General features: G+C 71.8%; 15 protein-coding genes. 13 read left to right on the top strand and 2 right to left on the bottom strand.

Annotated elements, in window-relative coordinates; all coding sequences use genetic code 11:
• The first annotated feature begins 184 nt into the window (after positions 1–184).
• The 13 genes from HHX37_RS05355 to HHX37_RS05295 all read left to right on the top strand — a co-directional run bounded on the left by HHX37_RS05355 (position 185) and on the right by HHX37_RS05295 (position 14,524).
• Positions 185–1,873 carry an alkaline phosphatase D family protein gene (locus HHX37_RS05355; protein ID WP_182884712.1) on the top strand — a complete coding sequence of 563 codons (1,689 nt, stop codon included), beginning with the start codon at positions 185–187 and terminating at the stop codon, positions 1,871–1,873.
• A 156-nt stretch (positions 1,874–2,029) separates the two neighbouring features.
• The gene (locus HHX37_RS05350; RefSeq protein WP_182876853.1) at positions 2,030–2,455 is read left to right on the top strand and encodes a MarR family winged helix-turn-helix transcriptional regulator; all 426 of its coding nucleotides are present in this window, start codon (positions 2,030–2,032) and stop codon (positions 2,453–2,455) included.
• A 125-nt stretch (positions 2,456–2,580) separates the two neighbouring features.
• Entirely contained in the window at positions 2,581–3,171 is a 591-nt protein-coding gene (gene pdxT, locus HHX37_RS05345) for a pyridoxal 5'-phosphate synthase glutaminase subunit PdxT (protein ID WP_182884711.1), read from the top strand.
• A 3-nt stretch (positions 3,172–3,174) separates the two neighbouring features.
• Positions 3,175–3,927 (top strand): YebC/PmpR family DNA-binding transcriptional regulator, encoded by a 753-nt coding sequence (locus HHX37_RS05340; protein ID WP_117408942.1) that lies wholly within the window; start codon positions 3,175–3,177, stop codon positions 3,925–3,927.
• Between the two features lie 102 nt (positions 3,928–4,029).
• Positions 4,030–5,226 (top strand): GNAT family N-acetyltransferase, encoded by a 1,197-nt coding sequence (gene eis, locus HHX37_RS05335; protein WP_182884710.1) that lies wholly within the window; start codon positions 4,030–4,032, stop codon positions 5,224–5,226.
• A gap of 95 nt (positions 5,227–5,321) precedes the next feature.
• Positions 5,322–5,873 carry a crossover junction endodeoxyribonuclease RuvC gene (gene ruvC, locus HHX37_RS05330; RefSeq protein WP_138460278.1) on the top strand — a complete coding sequence of 184 codons (552 nt, stop codon included), beginning with the start codon at positions 5,322–5,324 and terminating at the stop codon, positions 5,871–5,873.
• An 88-nt stretch (positions 5,874–5,961) separates the two neighbouring features.
• Complete coding sequence (gene ruvA, locus HHX37_RS05325; protein WP_117408939.1) at positions 5,962–6,579, top strand: Holliday junction branch migration protein RuvA; 618 nt, start codon at positions 5,962–5,964, stop codon at positions 6,577–6,579.
• 154 nt (positions 6,580–6,733) lie between these two features.
• The gene (gene ruvB / locus HHX37_RS05320) at positions 6,734–7,813 is read left to right on the top strand and encodes a Holliday junction branch migration DNA helicase RuvB (RefSeq protein ID WP_182884709.1); all 1,080 of its coding nucleotides are present in this window, start codon (positions 6,734–6,736) and stop codon (positions 7,811–7,813) included.
• 262 nt (positions 7,814–8,075) lie between these two features.
• Positions 8,076–8,441 carry a preprotein translocase subunit YajC gene (gene yajC, locus HHX37_RS05315; RefSeq protein WP_310740268.1) on the top strand — a complete coding sequence of 122 codons (366 nt, stop codon included), beginning with the start codon at positions 8,076–8,078 and terminating at the stop codon, positions 8,439–8,441.
• A 98-nt stretch (positions 8,442–8,539) separates the two neighbouring features.
• Entirely contained in the window at positions 8,540–10,249 is a 1,710-nt protein-coding gene (secD, locus tag HHX37_RS05310; protein ID WP_310740267.1) for a protein translocase subunit SecD, read from the top strand.
• The gene (secF, locus tag HHX37_RS05305) at positions 10,249–11,295 is read left to right on the top strand and encodes a protein translocase subunit SecF (RefSeq protein WP_182876849.1); all 1,047 of its coding nucleotides are present in this window, start codon (positions 10,249–10,251) and stop codon (positions 11,293–11,295) included. Before secD ends, secF begins: the two co-directional genes overlap by 1 nt.
• A gap of 216 nt (positions 11,296–11,511) precedes the next feature.
• Positions 11,512–12,018, top strand: a complete 507-nt coding sequence (locus tag HHX37_RS05300; protein WP_182884707.1) for an adenine phosphoribosyltransferase — start codon at positions 11,512–11,514, stop codon at positions 12,016–12,018.
• 325 nt (positions 12,019–12,343) lie between these two features.
• A complete protein-coding gene (locus HHX37_RS05295; protein ID WP_182876916.1) occupies positions 12,344–14,524 on the top strand; it encodes a RelA/SpoT family protein in 2,181 nt (726 codons plus the stop codon).
• A gap of 57 nt (positions 14,525–14,581) precedes the next feature.
• Here the strand turns inward: HHX37_RS05295 and HHX37_RS05290 are convergent, their stop codons facing one another.
• Positions 14,582–15,811 (bottom strand): DUF349 domain-containing protein, encoded by a 1,230-nt coding sequence (locus HHX37_RS05290; protein ID WP_117408950.1) that lies wholly within the window; start codon positions 15,809–15,811, stop codon positions 14,582–14,584.
• Between the two features lie 59 nt (positions 15,812–15,870).
• Positions 15,871–16,746, bottom strand: coding sequence for a peptidylprolyl isomerase (locus HHX37_RS05285; protein WP_182884706.1), 876 nt, complete (start codon positions 16,744–16,746; stop codon positions 15,871–15,873).
• Positions 16,747–16,770 lie beyond the last annotated feature (24 nt).

Raw genomic sequence — 16,770 nt, 5'->3', positions numbered from 1 at the left:
CGTTTCCCGAAAAGGCAAAAGAGGGTCCCGGCGGCGGCGTGTCGGCCGCGGGTGACTGGCGGTGAGGCGATTCGCTCGGCTGGGACGTCCCGGCCGGGCGTTTTCGCTGTGTGCCGGCGATCGCCGAGGCCACGGGCGTCCCACCCGCTGATCGTCTCCCCGCCGATCGTCCCAGGGAGCCCAGTTGCCCGGCCTCGATCGTCGTGCCTTCCTCGTCACCGGACTCGCCGCGTGCGCCGCCGCCGCGATCCCCGGGCCCGCCTCGGCTGCTTCATCCCCTGAGCCCTCTCCGTCCCCGATGCCCGGGGCAGGTGCCGCGCGCGGCCTGTGCTCCGACCCGTTCACGCTCGGCGTGGCCTCGGGCGACCCCGACCACGCGGGTTTCGTGATCTGGACCCGGCTCGCCCCGCGACCGCTCGCCGAGGACGGACTCGGCGGCATGCCGCCGGTCGTCGTCCCCGTGGAGTGGCAGGTCTACGACGACGAGTGCTGCCGCCGGATCGTACGGGCGGGCGTGGCCGATGCGAGCCCCGAGTGGGGGCACAGCGTCCACGTCGAGGTCGGCCACCTGGCGCCCGGCAGGGAGTACTGGTACCGCTTCCGCGCGGGGCCGTACCTCTCGCCGGCCGGCCGGGCGCTGACCGCCCCGCACCCGGCGTCGTTCGGCGGGCCGCTGACGATGGCGTTCGTCTCGTGCGCCCAGTACGAGCACGGCTACTTCACCGCCTACCGCCGCCTCGCCGAGGACCACCCCGACCTGGTCCTCCACCTGGGCGACTACCAGTACGAGTACGCCCGGGACACCTACGTCGCCCCCAGCGGCAACGTGCGCGACCACGAGGGGCCGGAGACGGTGACGCTGGCGGACTACCGACGGCGGCACGCACAGTACAAGACCGACGCCGACCTGCGAGCGGCCCATGCCGCCGCGCCGTGGCTGGTCGTCTTCGACGACCACGAGGTCGACAACAACTGGGCCGGGGAGACGCCGGCGCACCCGGACGAGGGGCCCGCCTTCCGGCGGCGCCGGGAGGCCGCGTTCCGCGCCTACTACGAGAACATGCCGCTGCGCCGCACCTCGATCCCGTGCGGTGCCGGCCTGCGGCTCTACCGGAGGGTCGAATGGGGCAGGATGGCGAGCTTCCACCTGCTCGACACCCGGCAGTATCGCGACGACCAGGCCTGCGGCGACGGCTACAAGGACTGCCCCGAGGCGGCCGACCCGGCGCGGTCGATCCTCGGCGCCGAGCAGGAGGCCTGGCTGCTCGACGGCTTCCGGCGCTCGCGGGCGCGGTGGGACGTCATCGGCCAGCAGGTGTTCTTCGCCCGGCGCGACAGCGACGCCGGGCCGGGCACGCGCACCAGCCAGGACGCCTGGGACGGGTACGCGGCCTCGCGCCGGCGCGTCACGCAGGGCTGGGTGGACGCCGGCGTGCGCAACCCCGTCGTGCTCACCGGCGACGTGCACGCGCACTGGGCGAGCGACCTGAAGCTGGACTACGACGACCCGGCCGGGCCCACGGTCGGCTCCGAGCTCGTCACGACCTCCGTCAGCACCACCGGCGACGGGGCCGACTCCGACCCGGACGACCACCCCTTCCTGCGGATCAACCCGCACCTGAGGTTCTACAACAACCAGCGGGGCTACGTCCTGACCCGCGTCGGGCGGGAGGCGATGACCGCGGACTTCAAGGTGGTGCCCCGGGTCAGCGTCCCCGGCGCGGAGGCCCGCACCAGGGCCACCTTCGTCGTCGAGGACGGGGTGCCCGGGGTCCGGCAGGCCTACCTGCGCCCCTACTCGCCGCCGATTGCGGCCCGGACGGCGGACGTCACGGCCGAGGACACGATCCGGCAGGAGACCGAGCGCCCCTGAGCGGCGAGGCCGTACGGCGGTGTCCTTCCGGGCGTGCTCCCGGGGTCCTCCTCGGCTCCTCGGGGAGACGTCCTCGCGCGAAGGGCCCTCCGGCGGGCGTCCTCGCGGAGACGCCGCCCGCGTCGTTCCCCGGCGGCGGCGTTATCGTCACCTGCTATGACGACCGACGACACCGGGCGGCTCGCCGAGCATCTGTCGCGTGAGCTGCGTCACCTCGTGATGCTGCTGCGCCGTACGACGGCCGGGCAGCCGGTCACGGCCCAGCAGTACTCCGTGCTCGGCTCGCTGGAGGAGGCGCCCCGCCGGATGACCGAGCTGGCCGAGGAGCACGGAGTGCAGCTCCCGACGATGAGCGTGCAGGTCAACCGCCTGGAGGAGGCGGGCCTGGTGGCGCGGGGCACCGACGCCTCCGACGCCCGGGTGCGCACCGTCGAGCTCACCGACGAGGGCCGCGACCGCCTGCGGGCCGTACGGCGGGCGCGCATCGCGTATCTCTCCCGCCGGCTCGGCGCGCTGACTCCCGAGGAGCGCTCGGCCATCGAGAGCGCCCTGCCCGCCCTGGCCAAGCTAGGTCGTGTCTGACAGATGACGGCCCCGCTGCGCGACGGGCGGCATCTGTCGGACACTCCCTGGGACGGACATGACCGCGTTTTGGGCGGGGGAGGCCGGGGCCATACCCTGAACGGGTCACCACAGGAGGGGAAACCGTGACGTCCGCACCGAAGATCGGCGTGCTCGCCCTGCAGGGCGACGTGCGCGAGCACGTCCGCGCACTGGAGGAGTCGGGGGCGGCCGCGGTCCCGGTGCGCCGCCCGGGGGAGCTCGCCGCGGTGGACGCGCTGGTCGTCCCGGGCGGGGAGTCGACCACGATGTGGAAGCTCGCCGTCACCTTCGAGATGCTCGAACCGATCCGGCTGCGGATCAAGGAGGGCATGCCCGCCTACGGGTCCTGCGCCGGGATGATCATGCTGGCCGACCGGATCGAGGGCGGCGTCGAGGGTCAGGAGACGTTCGGCGGCATCGACATGGTGGTCCGCCGCAACGCCTTCGGCCGCCAGGTCGACTCCTTCGAGGCCGATCTCGACTTCGCCGGGCGCGGGGAGATCAGAGCCGTGTTCATCCGCGCGCCCTGGGTCGAGTCGGTGGGGCCGGACGTCGAGGTGCTGGGCCGGACCGCGGCTGGGGATAGGATCGTCGCGGTCCGACAGGGACCGCTGCTCGCGACGTCCTTCCACCCGGAGCTGACCGGCGACGCGCGCGTGCACTCGTATTTTGTCGAAATGGTGAGGGAGTTCTAGGCGATGTCCGGCCACTCCAAATGGGCGACGACGAAGCACAAGAAGGCGGCGCTGGACTCCAAGCGCGGCAAGCTGTTCGCCAAGCTCATCAAGAACGTCGAGGTCGCGGCCAGGACCGGCGGGCCGGATCCGGACGGCAACCCCACGCTGTACGACGCCATCACCAAGGCCAGGAAGAACTCGGTCCCGATCGACAACATCGAGCGGGCCCGCAAGCGCGGCGGCGGCCTGGAGGCCGGTGGAGCCGACTGGCAGACCATCATGTACGAGGGCTACGCCCCGGGCGGTGTCGCGGTCCTCATCGAGTGCCTCACCGACAACCGCAACCGCGCGGCGTCCGAGGTGCGGGTGGCGCTGACCCGCAACGGCGGTTCGCTCGCCGACCCGGGCTCGGTGTCGTACATGTTCAACCGCAAGGGCGTCGTGCTCGTCCCCAAGGGGTCGCTGAGCGAGGACGACGTGCTCATGGCCGTCCTCGACGCGGGCGCCGAGGAGGTCAACGACCTCGGTGACAACTTCGAGGTGGTCTCCGAGGCCTCCGACCTGATCCCCGTGCGCAAGGCGCTGCAGGACGCCGGCATCGACTACGAGTCGGCCGAGATGAGCTTCATGCCGACCCTCAACGTCCCGCTGGACGAGGACGGCGCCCGCAAGGTCTTCAAGCTCATCGACGCGCTGGAGGACAGCGACGACGTGCAGAACGTCTGGGCGAACTTCGACGTCAGCGACGACGTCATGGAGAAGCTGGACGTCTGACCCGGCCCGCCTCACCGGGGTACGCGTGATCGGGGCCGCCGGGCCGGGGCCGGCGGAAAACCGCTGGCCCGCCCCACCGGGATCGGCATAGTTTGGCGCGTCGTGGAAATCCGCGATCTTACCGCCGCCGACCTGGACGCCGTGCTCGACGACCGGAGGCGCGCCTTCGGCCCGCTGTCCTCCGAAGGCGAGCGGACCTGGCGCGAGCTGGTCGCCCCGATGCTGCCGGAGGGCCGTTACCTTGGCGCGTTCGACGGGCCGAGGCTCGTCGGCGCGGCCAGGATCAACCCGTACCTCCAGTGGTGGCACGGCCGGCCCCTGTCGATGGGCGGCGTGTCCAGCGTGACCGTCTCGCCCGAGGACCGTGGCAGGGGAGTGGGCCGCGCGCTCGTGGAGGCGGCCGTCGACCGCTGTGCCGCGCTCGGCCACGTGGTGTCGGCGCTCTACCCGGCGACCACCCCGCTGTACCGGAGCGTGGGCTACGAGCACGCGGGCGGCATGACGAGGATCACGCTGCCCGCGGAGGCGCTGCGCACGCTCGGCCGCACCGGCGGTCAGGGCGGCGCGGCGGGGCTGCGCCGCGCGGGCCCGGACGACGCGGCCGAACTGGTGGCCCTGATCGGCGGGGTCCACGCCGCCACCCGCGCGAGCGGCCCGCTGTGCTACGACGAGCGCACCTGGCGGCTGTGGCTCGCCGACGAGGACGACCACTGCTACCTCGCCGGCGACGGGTTCGTCTTCTACCGCTGGAGCGACGGCGACATCGAGGTCGACAACCTGTTGGCGGGATCGGAGACGACGGCCAGGGCGCTGTGGTCGCTGGTCGGCAGCGCCTCGTCCGTCGCGAAGTCGGTGCACGCCTGCGTCGACCCGGCCGACCCCGTGCTCTGGTTGCTGCGCGAGCGGTCGGACGACGACGTCACGGTGCGCCGGTGGATGCTCCGGCTGATCGACCTGCCCGCCGCGGTCGCGGGACGAGGCTTCCCCGCCGGGGTCTCGATGGAGACCCTCGTCGAGGTGACCGACCTGCGTCGTCCCGGCAACTCGGGAGCGTGGACGCTCAGCGTGGCGGGCGGCTCCGGCTCCGTGACGCCGTCGCGTACGCCGCCGGGCGCCGGGCTGGGCACGGGGCCGGGCGAGGCGACGCGGCTGACGATCGGCGGCGCGTCCGCGCTCTTCGCCGGGGTGCCCACGGCCACGCTGCGGCGCTCGGGCCGGCTGACCGGCGGTTCCCCGGAGATCGACGACGCGCTGGACGCCGCCTTCGCCTGCGCCGCCTACATGATCGACGCGTTCTGACGCCGCGTCGCGGCCCCCGCGCCGCCGGTGATCGCGGTAGAGTGACCGACCGAACTGATGTTCGGCGGAGAGGCGAGCCGGTGCGATTGCCCCACGTGCGGGTGATGGGGGTGGACCCGGGGCTGACGCGATGCGGCCTCGGCGCCGTGGAGGGCAGGCCCGGCGCGCCGCTGAGCCTGGTGTCGGTCGGGGTCGTGCGGACTCCGGCCGACGACGACATCGGCGCTCGGCTGGTCGCCATCGAGGCCGAGATCGAGCGGTGGCTCGACGAGCTGAAGCCGGACGCGGTCGCGGTCGAGCGGGTGTTCGCCCAGCACAACGTGCGCACGGTCATGGGGACGGCGCAGGCGTCGGCCGTCGCGATCGTCTGCGCGGCCCGGCGCGGGCTGCCGGTCGCCCTGCACACGCCGAGCGAGGTCAAGGCCGCGATCACGGGCCACGGCAACGCCGACAAGAAGCAGGTCGGCACCATGGTCACCCGGCTGCTGCGGCTCGACGCCATGCCGAAGCCCGCGGACGCGGCCGACGCGCTCGCCCTGGCCATCTGCCACGTCTGGCGCGGCGGTGTGCAGCACCGCCTGGCCGACGCCCTGGCCCGCGCCCGCTCCGCCCCGCGACCTGCCCCCGTACGCCGGGAGGACGCGTGACCCCGTACGCGGCCCCCAGGGGCTCTGGTAGGACTGGGAGGCCCGGTGCGGTCGCGGCCGGGCGTCCGGTCCGGGGAGGGAGCACGCGGTGATCGCATCCGTTGCGGGGCAGGTGACGGCGGTCGGCGCCGACAGCGCCGTGGTCGAGGTGGGCGGGGTCGGAGTGCTCGTCCACTGCGCGCCGGGGACCCTGGCCGGGCTGCGCGCCGGCGAGCCCGCCCGGCTGTCCACCTCGCTCGTGGTGCGTGAGGACTCGCTCACGTTGTACGGCTTCGCCTCCGACGACGAGCGCGCCGTCTTCGAGCTGCTGCAGACGGCCAGCGGGGTCGGCCCGCGCCTCGCCCTCGCCATGCTCGCCGTGCACGCGCCCAACGCGCTGCGGATGGCCGTGGCGAGCGCCGATCTCAAGGCCCTGACGATGGTGCCCGGGATCGGGCAGAAGGGCGCGCAGCGCATCGTGCTCGAACTGAAGGACAGGCTCGGCGCGCCCGCGCAGGCCGTCGACGCGGCGCTGAACGGCGGCGCCCGCCCCGCGTGGCGCGACCAGGTGCATTCCGGCCTGGTCGGGCTCGGCTACTCGGCCAGGGACGCCGACGAGGCGGTCGCGGCCGTGGCCCCGGAGGCCGACGCGGAGGTCGCGGCCGGTCGCGCCCCGCAGGTGGCCGCGTTGCTCAAGTCGGCCCTGCGCGCCCTGAGCGTCCGGTGAGCGTCGGCGGTCACGGGGGAGGCGGGCCCGATGCGGCAACGGGTCCGGCAACGGGTCTGCCCGCCGGACTCGGGAGGCGGGCTCGGAGGGCGCCGGCCGGGCCGGGTGGTTCGCGAGGGCCGGGCGGTTCGATGAAAGATTCACCGGGAAGCGGATGGCTCCCGGCAGGCCGAGCGGATGGTGCCGAGTGAGTGTGGAGCGGGATCTCGTGTCGCCCGAGCCCGAGGGCGACGAGCGGGCGATCGAGGCCGCGCTGCGTCCGAGGCGCCTCGACGAGTTCATCGGGCAGGGCCGCGTGCGCGAGCAGCTCTCGCTGGTCCTGGAGAGCGCGCTGCGCCGCAACCGGCCACCCGACCACGTGCTGATGAGCGGCGGCCCGGGGCTGGGCAAGACCACGCTCGCCATGATCATCGCGGCGGAGCTGGGCGCGCCGCTGCGGATGACCTCCGGCCCCGCGCTGGAGCGCGCGGGCGACCTCGCCGCGATCCTGTCCACCTTGACGGAGGGCGAGGTCCTGTTCATCGACGAGATCCACCGGATGGCCCGGCCCGCCGAGGAGATGCTCTACCTCGCGATGGAGGACTTCCGGGTCGACATTGTCGTCGGCAAGGGCCCCGGTGCCACCTCGATCCCCCTCGACATCGCCCCGTTCACGCTGGTGGGGGCCACCACCCGGGCGGGCCTGCTGCCCGCGCCGCTGCGTGACAGGTTCGGCTTCACCGCCCACATGGACTTCTACGAGGTGGGGGAGCTGGAGCGGGTGCTGCGGCGCTCCGCCCGCCTGCTGTCGGTGGAACTGCCCGACGACAGCGCCCTGGAGATCGCCCGCCGCTCGCGCGGCACGCCCCGGATCGCCAACCGCCTGCTCAGGCGGGTGCGCGACTTCGCCGAGGTCCGCGCGGAGGGCGTGGTGACCAGGGAGATCGCGGCGGCGGCGCTGAACCTCTACGAGGTGGACGCGGAGGGGCTCGACCGGCTCGACCGGGCGGTGCTCGACGCGCTGCTGCGCAAGTTCGGCGGCGGCCCGGTGGGCCTGTCGACGCTCGCGGTCGCGGTGGGGGAGGAGCCGGAGACCGTCGAGGTCGTGGCCGAGCCCTTCCTCGTGCGGCAGGGCCTGCTGGCCCGCACCCCGCGCGGCCGGGTAGCCACCGCCTCCGCGTGGGCGCACCTCGGTCTGACACCGCCTCCTGACAGCTTCGGGTCGCCCGCGGCGCCCACGCTCTTCGAGGGCTGATCTCCCTCGCCGTGGAGCGCCCTCCAGACCCCCAGCTGGAAGCGGAAACCGGGGCAAAGAGGTAACAGACCGATTGCGAAGCCCATGAAACGGGAACTTTCCTGCTCGCCGAGCCGTGGGTTCGTTGCCGGGCTTCGGCGGGCTCGCATACACTGCGTGGCTTGACTGGCCGCTCACGCCGGCGCGAGCAGCGCCGCGGTGGCCCGCGTGTCGCAGCGCACCAGACCTCCGGCGTCAGGCCGGTTCATCACGTTACGGAAGGGTGGCCCCCGTGGGTAACAACCCGCTTGGGACGTTCCTGCCACTGATCTTGCTGGTAGTGGTTTTCTACTTCCTGTTGATCCGCCCGCAGCGCAAGCGGCAGCAGGAGCAGGTCCAGATGCAGAACTCCCTCACCCCGGGCGTCCGGGTCATGACCACGACAGGCCTGTTCGCGACGGTCGTCGCCCTTGAGGACGACGACGTCGTGCTGGAGCTCGCGCCGGGCGTCGAGACCCGCTGGGTCAAGGCGGCGATCGGCCGGGTGCTCACTCCGGTGGACGACGTGACCGACGTGGAGACCGAGGAGACCGTGACCGGCGGTCCCGAAACGGGGAACGGCGACGATACGAGCACCAAGCAGTCCTGAGTAGGCTGATCGCAACCTTTCGACGAAAGAACTGACCTCCAGTGGCCCCACCGACCAGTAGCCAGAGCAAGCCGGGACGTACACTCCTGCTGCTCTTTGTGCTCATCCTTGTCATGGGCGCGACGGTCGCCCTCCAGAAGGCGTTCGTCCCCAAGTTCGGCCTTGACCTCGCGGGCGGCACCACCGTGACGCTCTCGCCGGTGACGGCGAACGGGAAGGCTCCCTCCCAGGAGAGCCTCGACCGGGCCGTGACGATCATCCGGCAGCGCGTCAACGGCACCGGCATCTCCGACGCCCAGGTCGCGAAGTCGAACGACAACATCGTGATCCAGATCCCGGGCGCGGGCCGGGACGAGGCGCTCAAGCTGGTGTCCACCACGGCCGAACTGCGCATGCGGCAGGTGCTCGCGGTGGCCGCGGCCAAGGCGCCTCCGGTCCAGGTGTCCACCGCCGCGCCGACTCCGGGCGGCTCGGCCGCGGCGACGCCGGCGGCCTCTCCCGGCGTGGCCTCGACGGCCAAGGCCAGCGCGGCCCCGAGCGGGAACGCCACGCCGGCGGGCCGGGCGCTGTCGAAGGCGCTGACCGCGCCGACGCCGGAGCCGAGCACGAGCAAGCGGGCCACGACGTCAGGCGGCCGGGCCGCGAAGGCCTCTCCCTCGGCCTCCGCCGCGCCGTCGTCGAGCGCCGCCCCCGAGGACACGAGCGACCCGCTGGCGGGCCAGGACACGAGCGGCATCGACCAGGCGCTGCTCGCCGAGTTCCGCAAGATCGACTGCAGCGCGAAGGACCGCGGCCAGGGCGCCATCGACGACCCGAACAAGCAGATCGTCGCCTGTAGCGACGACGGCTCGGCCCGCTACATCCTGGACAAGGCCGCCGTTCAGGGCACCGAGATCAGCGGCGCCCAGGCGGGCACGGACCCGACCACCGGTGAGTGGATCGTCCAGGTGAACTTCAAGTCGAAGGGCGCCACGCAGTTCGCCGACATCACCCGGCGCATCACCAGCCTGCCGGCCCCGCGCAACCAGCTCGCCAACGTGCTGGACGGCGTCGTCATCGTCGCACCGACGATCGAGGAGGCCATCCCCGGCGGCAGCGCCCGCATCTCCGGCAGCTTCACCCAGGTGACCGCCACCGACCTGGCCGACCAGCTCAAGTACGGCGCGCTGCCGCTGAAGTTCCAGCAGAGCTCGGTCGTGTCGGTCTCCTCGACCCTCGGCCAGGACCAGCTCCACGGCGGCCTGATCTCCGGCGCCATCGGGCTGATCATCGTCATGCTCTACCTGCTGCTCTACTACCGCGGCCTCGGGCTCATCGGCATGGCCAGCCTGTGCGTGGCGGCGGTCGTCACGTTCCTGACCGTCGACGTCCTGAGCCACAACGCGGGCTTCCGGCTCTCGCTGCCGCACATCATCGGCCTCGTGGTCTCCATCGGCATCACGGCCGACTCGTTCATCGTCTACTTCGAGCGGATCCGCGACGAGATCAAGGAAGGCCGCCGTACGCTGCGCTCGGCGGTGGAGGTGGCCTGGCGGCGCGCCCGGCGCACCATCCTGGTGGCCGACGCCGTCATGTTCATCGCCGCGGTGGTGCTCTACTTCCTCGCGGTGGGCGACGTGGCCGGCTTCGCGTTCGCGATGGGCCTGACGACGCTCATCGACATCGTGGTCGTGTTCCTCTTCACCAAGCCGCTGATGTCCCTCGTGGCGCGGATGCGGTTCTTCGCCAAGGGCCACAAGCTGTCCGGACTCGACGCGGAGCGCATGGGCCGCACCGGCCGCGCCGAGCAGACCCTGCAGGAGGCGTGATGCCGGGAGTGATCAGCCGCCTCTACCGCGGCGACATCGACATCGACTTCGTCGGCAAGCGCAAGACCTGGTACGGCCTTTCGGCACTCCTGCTGGCCCTGTCGATCCTGGGCCTCATCGTCAACCAGGGGCTGAACCTGGGCGTGGAGTTCCGCGGCGGCTCGGTCTTCGACTTCGCCCGCACGCCCGGCTCCAGCATCGAGCAGGTCCGGGAGACGGTCGCGGAGGCCGGGCCCCACCAGGTCATCGTCCAGCAGGCCGGTCCGAACTGGCGGGTCACCACCGAGAGCCTCAAGGCCGAGGAGGTGACCAAGGTCCAGCAGACGGTCTCCCAGAAGTACGGCGTCCCGGAGAGCCAGGTCAGCTCGCAGGTCATCGGCGCGACCTGGGGTGGCGAGGTCTCCCAGAAGGCCTGGATCGGCCTCGCGGTCTTCATGATCGCGATCATGCTGTACCTGTCCGTGGCGTTCGAGTGGCGGATGGCCCTCGCGGCGATCGTCGCCCTCGTCCACGACCTCGTCATCACGGCGGGCGTCTACGCCTGGTCGGGCTTCGAGGTCACGCCGGCGACCATGCTCGGCTTCCTCACCATCCTCGGTTACTCGCTGTACGACGCGGTCGTCGTCTTCGACATGATCAAGGAGGTGACGGGCAAGCTCGGCACGAGCGCGAAGATGACCTACACGCAGGCCGCCAACAACGCGCTCAGCCACACGCTGATCCGGTCGCTGAACACCTCGCTGGTCGCGATCCTGCCGGTGGCGGCGATCCTGTTCATCGGCACCACGCTGCTCGGCGCGGGCACGCTGAAGGACCTGTCGCTGGCCCTGTTCGTCGGCATGATCGTCGGCACCTACTCCTCCCTGTGCGTGGCGACGCCGATCCTGGTCACGCTCAAGGAGCGGGAGCCCAAGTGGCAGGCGCTCGCCCGGCGGGTGCACGCCAAGGAGGTCTCCACCGCCAAGGCCACCCGTACGGTCAAGGAGCCGGTCTCGGCGGGCTCGCAGGGCACGACCCCGCCCGACGACAAGCGCAAGAAGCGCTGAGCGCGTCGCGCACACCACGGAGGCGCCCCCGGAACCCGCTCGGGTTCCGGGGGCGCCTTCACGTGCGCCCGGGCCCTCCCGCGACGCCCCTGGCTGCCATTTCGTCCACGACGGCCGGATCTTCGCGGCGGACCCCGGCGGCCGGGGCACTAGCGCCCCTCCCGCCGATCTTCGCCCCGGGCGAATCCCGGCGGTCGCGGCACTAGGGTGAACGTCGTGACTGACTGGACGGCACTCATCAGGGATGTCCCCGACTACCCCAAGCCGGGCATCCTCTTCAAGGACATCACCCCGCTGCTGGCGGACCACGCGGCCTTCACGCAGGTCGTGGACGAACTCGGCGACGGCCTGGCGTTCGACAAGGTGGTCGGCATCGAGGCACGCGGGTTCATCCTCGCCGCCCCGGTGGCCTACCGCAGCGGCGCGGGATTCGTACCGGTGCGCAAAGAGGGCAAACTGCCCTCGGAGACGTACGAGGAGTCCTATGATCTGGAGTACGGCTCCGCGACGATCGAGGTGCACGCCGACGCCTTCGAGCCCGGCGACCGCGTGCTGATCGTGGACGACGTCCTCGCCACGGGCGGCACCGCCCGGGCCGCCGTGGAGCTGGTCAGGCGGACCGGCGCGCAGGTGGTGGCGGTCTCCTTCCTGATGGAGCTGTCCTTCCTCTCCGGCCGCGACCGGCTGCCCGGGCTGGAGGTGCGCACCCTGCTCACCGTCTGAACGAACCAGACCGAGGGAACAGGGCTGGGCAAACCGGACTGGGTGCACCAGACTGGGCGAATCGGGGGTACGCGGCCGAGAGCGCTGTGGCAGCACGGATACACTGTGGAATCTGGACTCGACGTGAGGAGTCTGTGTGCCCCGTGATGTGGTCGTGCCCGACGACGCGCGGGTCGATCGCGGTGAGACGCCCCGCGACGTCCCCGAGCCCGTCACCGACGTGCCCCCCGAGGAGGCGCGCGACCCCGCGGCGGGCCCTGAGGACAAGCCGGCGTCGCCGGCCACGCGACGTAGGCTCTCCCGTTTCGGGGGGCAGTGGGGTGCTATGAATCCGGTGTTGGAACCGCTCTTCAAGACGGTCCGTGCCACCCATCCCAAGGCCGACCTGCGCCTGATAGAGCGCGCGTACGACGTCGCCGCCTACCACCACCGCGACCAGAAGCGGAAGAGCGGCGATCCGTACATCACGCACCCGCTCGCGGTGGCGACGATCCTCGCGGAGCTGGGCACCGACGACGAGACGCTGTGCGCCGCCCTGCTGCACGACACCGTCGAGGACACCGCCTACAGCCTCGACGAGTTACGAGCCGACTTCGGCGACAACATCGCGCTGCTCGTCGACGGGGTGACCAAGCTCGACAAGGTGAAGTTCGGCGACGCGGCGCAGGCGGAGACCGTGCGCAAGATGGTCGTCGCGATGTCGCGCGACATCCGCGTGCTGGTGATCAAGCTGGCCGACCGGCTGCACAACATGCGGACCATGCGCTACATGCCCGAGCACAAGCGCCAGCAGAAGTCGCGCGAGACGCTGGAGATCTTCGCCCCGCTGGCCCACCGGCTCGGCATGAACACCATCAAGTGGGAGCTGGAGGACCTCGCGTTCGCCATGCTCTACCCCAAGCGGTACGACGAGATCGCTCGGATGGTGTCGGAGCGGGCGCCGCGCCGCGACCTGTACCTGCACGAGGTGATCGAGAAGGTCTCCGCCGACCTGCGCGAGGCGAAGATCAAGGCGACCGTCCGGGGCCGGCCCAAGCACTACTACTCGATCTACCAGAAGATGATCGCCAAGGCCGTGGCCTTCGACGACATCTACGACCTGGTGGGCATCCGCGTGCTGGTCGACACGGTCCGCGACTGCTACGCCGCGCTCGGAACGATCCACGCCCAGTGGAAGCCGGTGCCGGGGCGGTTCAAGGACTACATCGCCATGCCGAAGTTCAACATGTACCAGTCGCTGCACACGACGGTCATGGGACCCGAGGGCAAGGCCATCGAGCTGCAGATCCGCACGCGGGCGATGCACAACCGCGCCGAGTACGGAGTGGCGGCGCACTGGAAGTACAAGGAGGAGATGATCGGGGCGGGCCCCGGGAAGGTGAAGCAGGTCGGCGACATGGCCTGGCTGCGCCAGCTCCTCGACTGGCAGAAGGAGACCTCCGACCCCGGCGAGTTCCTGGAGTCGCTGCGCTTCGACCTGTCGGTCTCGGAGGTCTTCGTCTTCACCCCGCGCGGCCAGGTGATCGCCCTGCCCGAGGGCGCCACCCCGGTCGACTTCGCGTACGCGGTGCACACGGAGGTCGGCCACCGGTGCATCGGCGCGCGGGTGAACGGCCGGCTGGTCCCGCTGGAGTCCCGTCTCGGCAACGGCGACACCGTCGAGATCTTCACCTCGAAGTCGCCGGACGCCGGCCCGTCGCGCGACTGGCTCAAGTTCGTCAAGAGCGGCCGGGCCCGCAACAAGATCCGCCAGTGGTTCACCAAGGAGCGCCGCGAGACCGCCATCGAGGCGGGCAAGGAGGCGATCGGGCGGGCCATGCGCAAGCAGGGCCTGCCGCTGCAGCGGCTGATGTCCGGCGAGGCGCTGCTGGCGCTCGCCCGCGACCTGCGCTACGCCGACGTGTCCGCCCTGTACGCCGCGGTGGGCGAGGGGCACGTCGCCGCCCAGTCGGTCGTGGACAAGCTCGTGCAGGCCCTGGGAGGCGTCGAGGGGGCCGAGGAGGACATCGCCGAGGCCCAGGTCCCGACGCGGCTCAAGGGCAGGCCGAGGGCCGGCTCCAACGCCGGGGTGATGGTGGCGGGCGACCCCGACGTGTGGGTGCGCCTGTCGCGCTGCTGCACCCCGGTGCCGGGGGACGACATCGTCGGGTTCGTCACCCGCGGGCACGGCGTTTCGGTGCACCGGGCGAACTGCCCGAACGTCGAGCAGCTCAGCTCCCACCCCGACCGGCTGGTGGAGGTGGCCTGGTCGCCCGGGGACGACTCGGTCTTCCTCGTCGCGATCCAGGTGGAGGCGCTCGACCGGCCCCGACTGCTGTCGGACGTCACGCGGACCCTGTCGGACCAGCACGTGAACATCCTGTCCGCCTCGGTCGCGACCAGCAGGGACAGGGTCGCCATCAGCAAGTTCACCTTCGAGATGGGCGACCCGAAGCACCTGGGGCACGTGCTCAAGGCGGTGCGGGGCGTCCCCGGCGTCTACGACGTCTACCGCGTGACCAACTGACGCCCGCCGCCGTCCCCGGCGGGCGCCGCGGCCGCGCCGGGGAGGGGAGCGAAAGGGTCAGGAGAACTCGGCGAGGGTGCGCTCGGCCTCCTCCAGCCAGGAGCGGCGGGCGGCCAGGGCCTCCTCCGTCTCCTTGACGTCCTTGTCCCGGCCCGCCGTCTGGGCCTTGGACAGCCGGGTCTCCAGCTGCTCGATGGACCTGCGGAGCTGGTTGACGGTGTCCTGGGCACGCGCCCTGGCCTCGGGGTTCGAGCGCTTCCACTCGTTCTCCTCGGCCCTGCGGACGGCCTCGTCGACCTTGCGCAGCCCGCCCTCCAGGCGGTCGCGCTGGTCGCGCGGCACCGGGCCGGCCGCCTCCCACCGCTCCAGGATGCCCCGCAGCGCCGACCGCGCCGCGCGCGCGTCGCCGACCGGGAGCAGCCGCTCGGCCTCGGTCAGCAGCCCCTCCTTGACCTCGGCGTTGGCGGCGAACGAGGCGTCACGCTCGGCGAACACCGCCGACCGGGCGTGGAAGAACTCGTCCTGGGCGGCCTTGAAGCGCGTCCACAGCTCGTCCTCGGCCTCCCGGGAGGCCCGGCCCGCGGCCTTCCACTGGCGCATCAGCTCCCGGTAGGCCGCCGCGGTGGCGTTCCACTCCGTCGAGCCGGAGAGGGCCTCCGCCTCGTTCACGATGCGCTCCTTGGCGCCCCGCACCGCGTCCCGCTGCTCGTCCAGGGAGGAGAAGTACGCCTTGCGCCGCTTGGCGAAGGCCGTACGGGCCGTGGACAGCCGCTTCCACAGCGTCGCCTCGGTGGCCCGGTCGACCCGCTCGGCCGCCTTCCACTCCTCGACGAGCTGCCGCAGCCGCTCGCCGCCGGACTTCCAGTGGGTCGTCTCGTCGGCGATGCGCTCGGCCTCGGCGACGATGCGCTCCTTGACCTCCCGGGCGTGCACGCGGGCCTGGTCGCGGGCCGCCCGCAACTCCTCGCGCCGCTTGCCGACGAGCTCGCTCAGCGCCCCGAGCCGGTCGTGCAGCGAGCCCAGGTCGCCGACGGCGTGCGCCTCGGCGACCGACTCCCGCAGCTTGGCGATGCTCGCCTCGGCCTGGGCGGGGGCGAGGTCGGTGCCGCGCACCCGCTGCTCCAGCAACTGGACCTGGCCGGCCAGCTCGTCGAACTTGCGGCGGTAATAGGCCAGCGCCTCCTCCGGCTCACCGGCCTGCCAGGACCCGACGGCCCGTTCTCCCTCAGCCGTACGCACGTAGACGGTGCCGTCCTCGTCTACCCGGCCCCACGGGTCGGTGCTCACCGTGTCCTCCCGCACTTGAATCAGCCTCCAGGGCCCGATGTGCCCTTGGTTGTATTACGTCAGCTCTTGCTGGTGATTGTCACGTCTTTGATGACTACGGGCTGCTTCGGGGCTCCGGTGCCATCGCCGGTGGCACCGGCGATCACGCCCTTCTTGGCCACCTTGTCCAGGATTTCGAGTCCTGTGGTCACGGTACCGAAAGGCGTGTAGTCGGGCGACAGCCCGGTGTCCCCGAACACGATGAAGAACTGGCTGCCGTTGGTGTTCGGCCCGCTGTTCGCCATCGCGAGCACGCCGCGCGTGTACTTGGCGCCCGTCAGGTTCTCGTTGGCGAAGCGGTAGCCGGGGCCGCCCTGGCCGTCGGTCGGGTTCTTCCCGTCGGCCTTGGCCAGCGGGTCGCCGCACTGCAGGATCGGGAAGTCCGTACCCATCCGGTGGCACCTGGTGTCGTCGAAGTAGTCCTTCGACGCCAGGTACTTGAACGAGTTGACCGTGCACGGCGCCTTGGCGCTGTCCAGCGTGGCGACGATGGGACCGAGGTTGGTCCTGATGGTCATCGTCGCCGGGGCCGTGCTCACCTTCTCCGGCGGCACGCCGACGTCCTTGACCTGGCCGCTGCTCTTGTCGGCCACGTACCCGCAGGTGCCGGAGGCCGGATCGTACGGCTTGCGGTCGTTCGCGAGGGCGCTGGCGGTCGGCGCGGCCGAGGCGGCGGGATCGGCTTTGTCGTCACCGCCGAGGAGGGTCGTCGCCGCCACGACGCCGCCGATCACGACCACCACCGCCGTGGTGGTGCCGATGATCGCGTTGCGCCGCGCCTTCTGCTCGCGCTCCACGCGCGCCTGCATCTGCCGCTGGTAGTGCTCCCGGGCCAGCTGCTTCTGCCGGTCCTTGCCGGTGACCACTTCGACCTCCCGACTCGTCGTGTTTCCCATGGTCGTACGCCCGGGCGCGGTCGC

It is taken from the genome of Microbispora sp. H10885, assembly GCF_014161415.1.
Taxonomy (GTDB): Bacteria; Actinomycetota; Actinomycetes; order Streptosporangiales; family Streptosporangiaceae; genus Microbispora; species Microbispora triticiradicis.
Note: the sequence above shows the minus strand (reverse complement) of the source record. Positions and strands in the feature narration are given on the sequence as shown.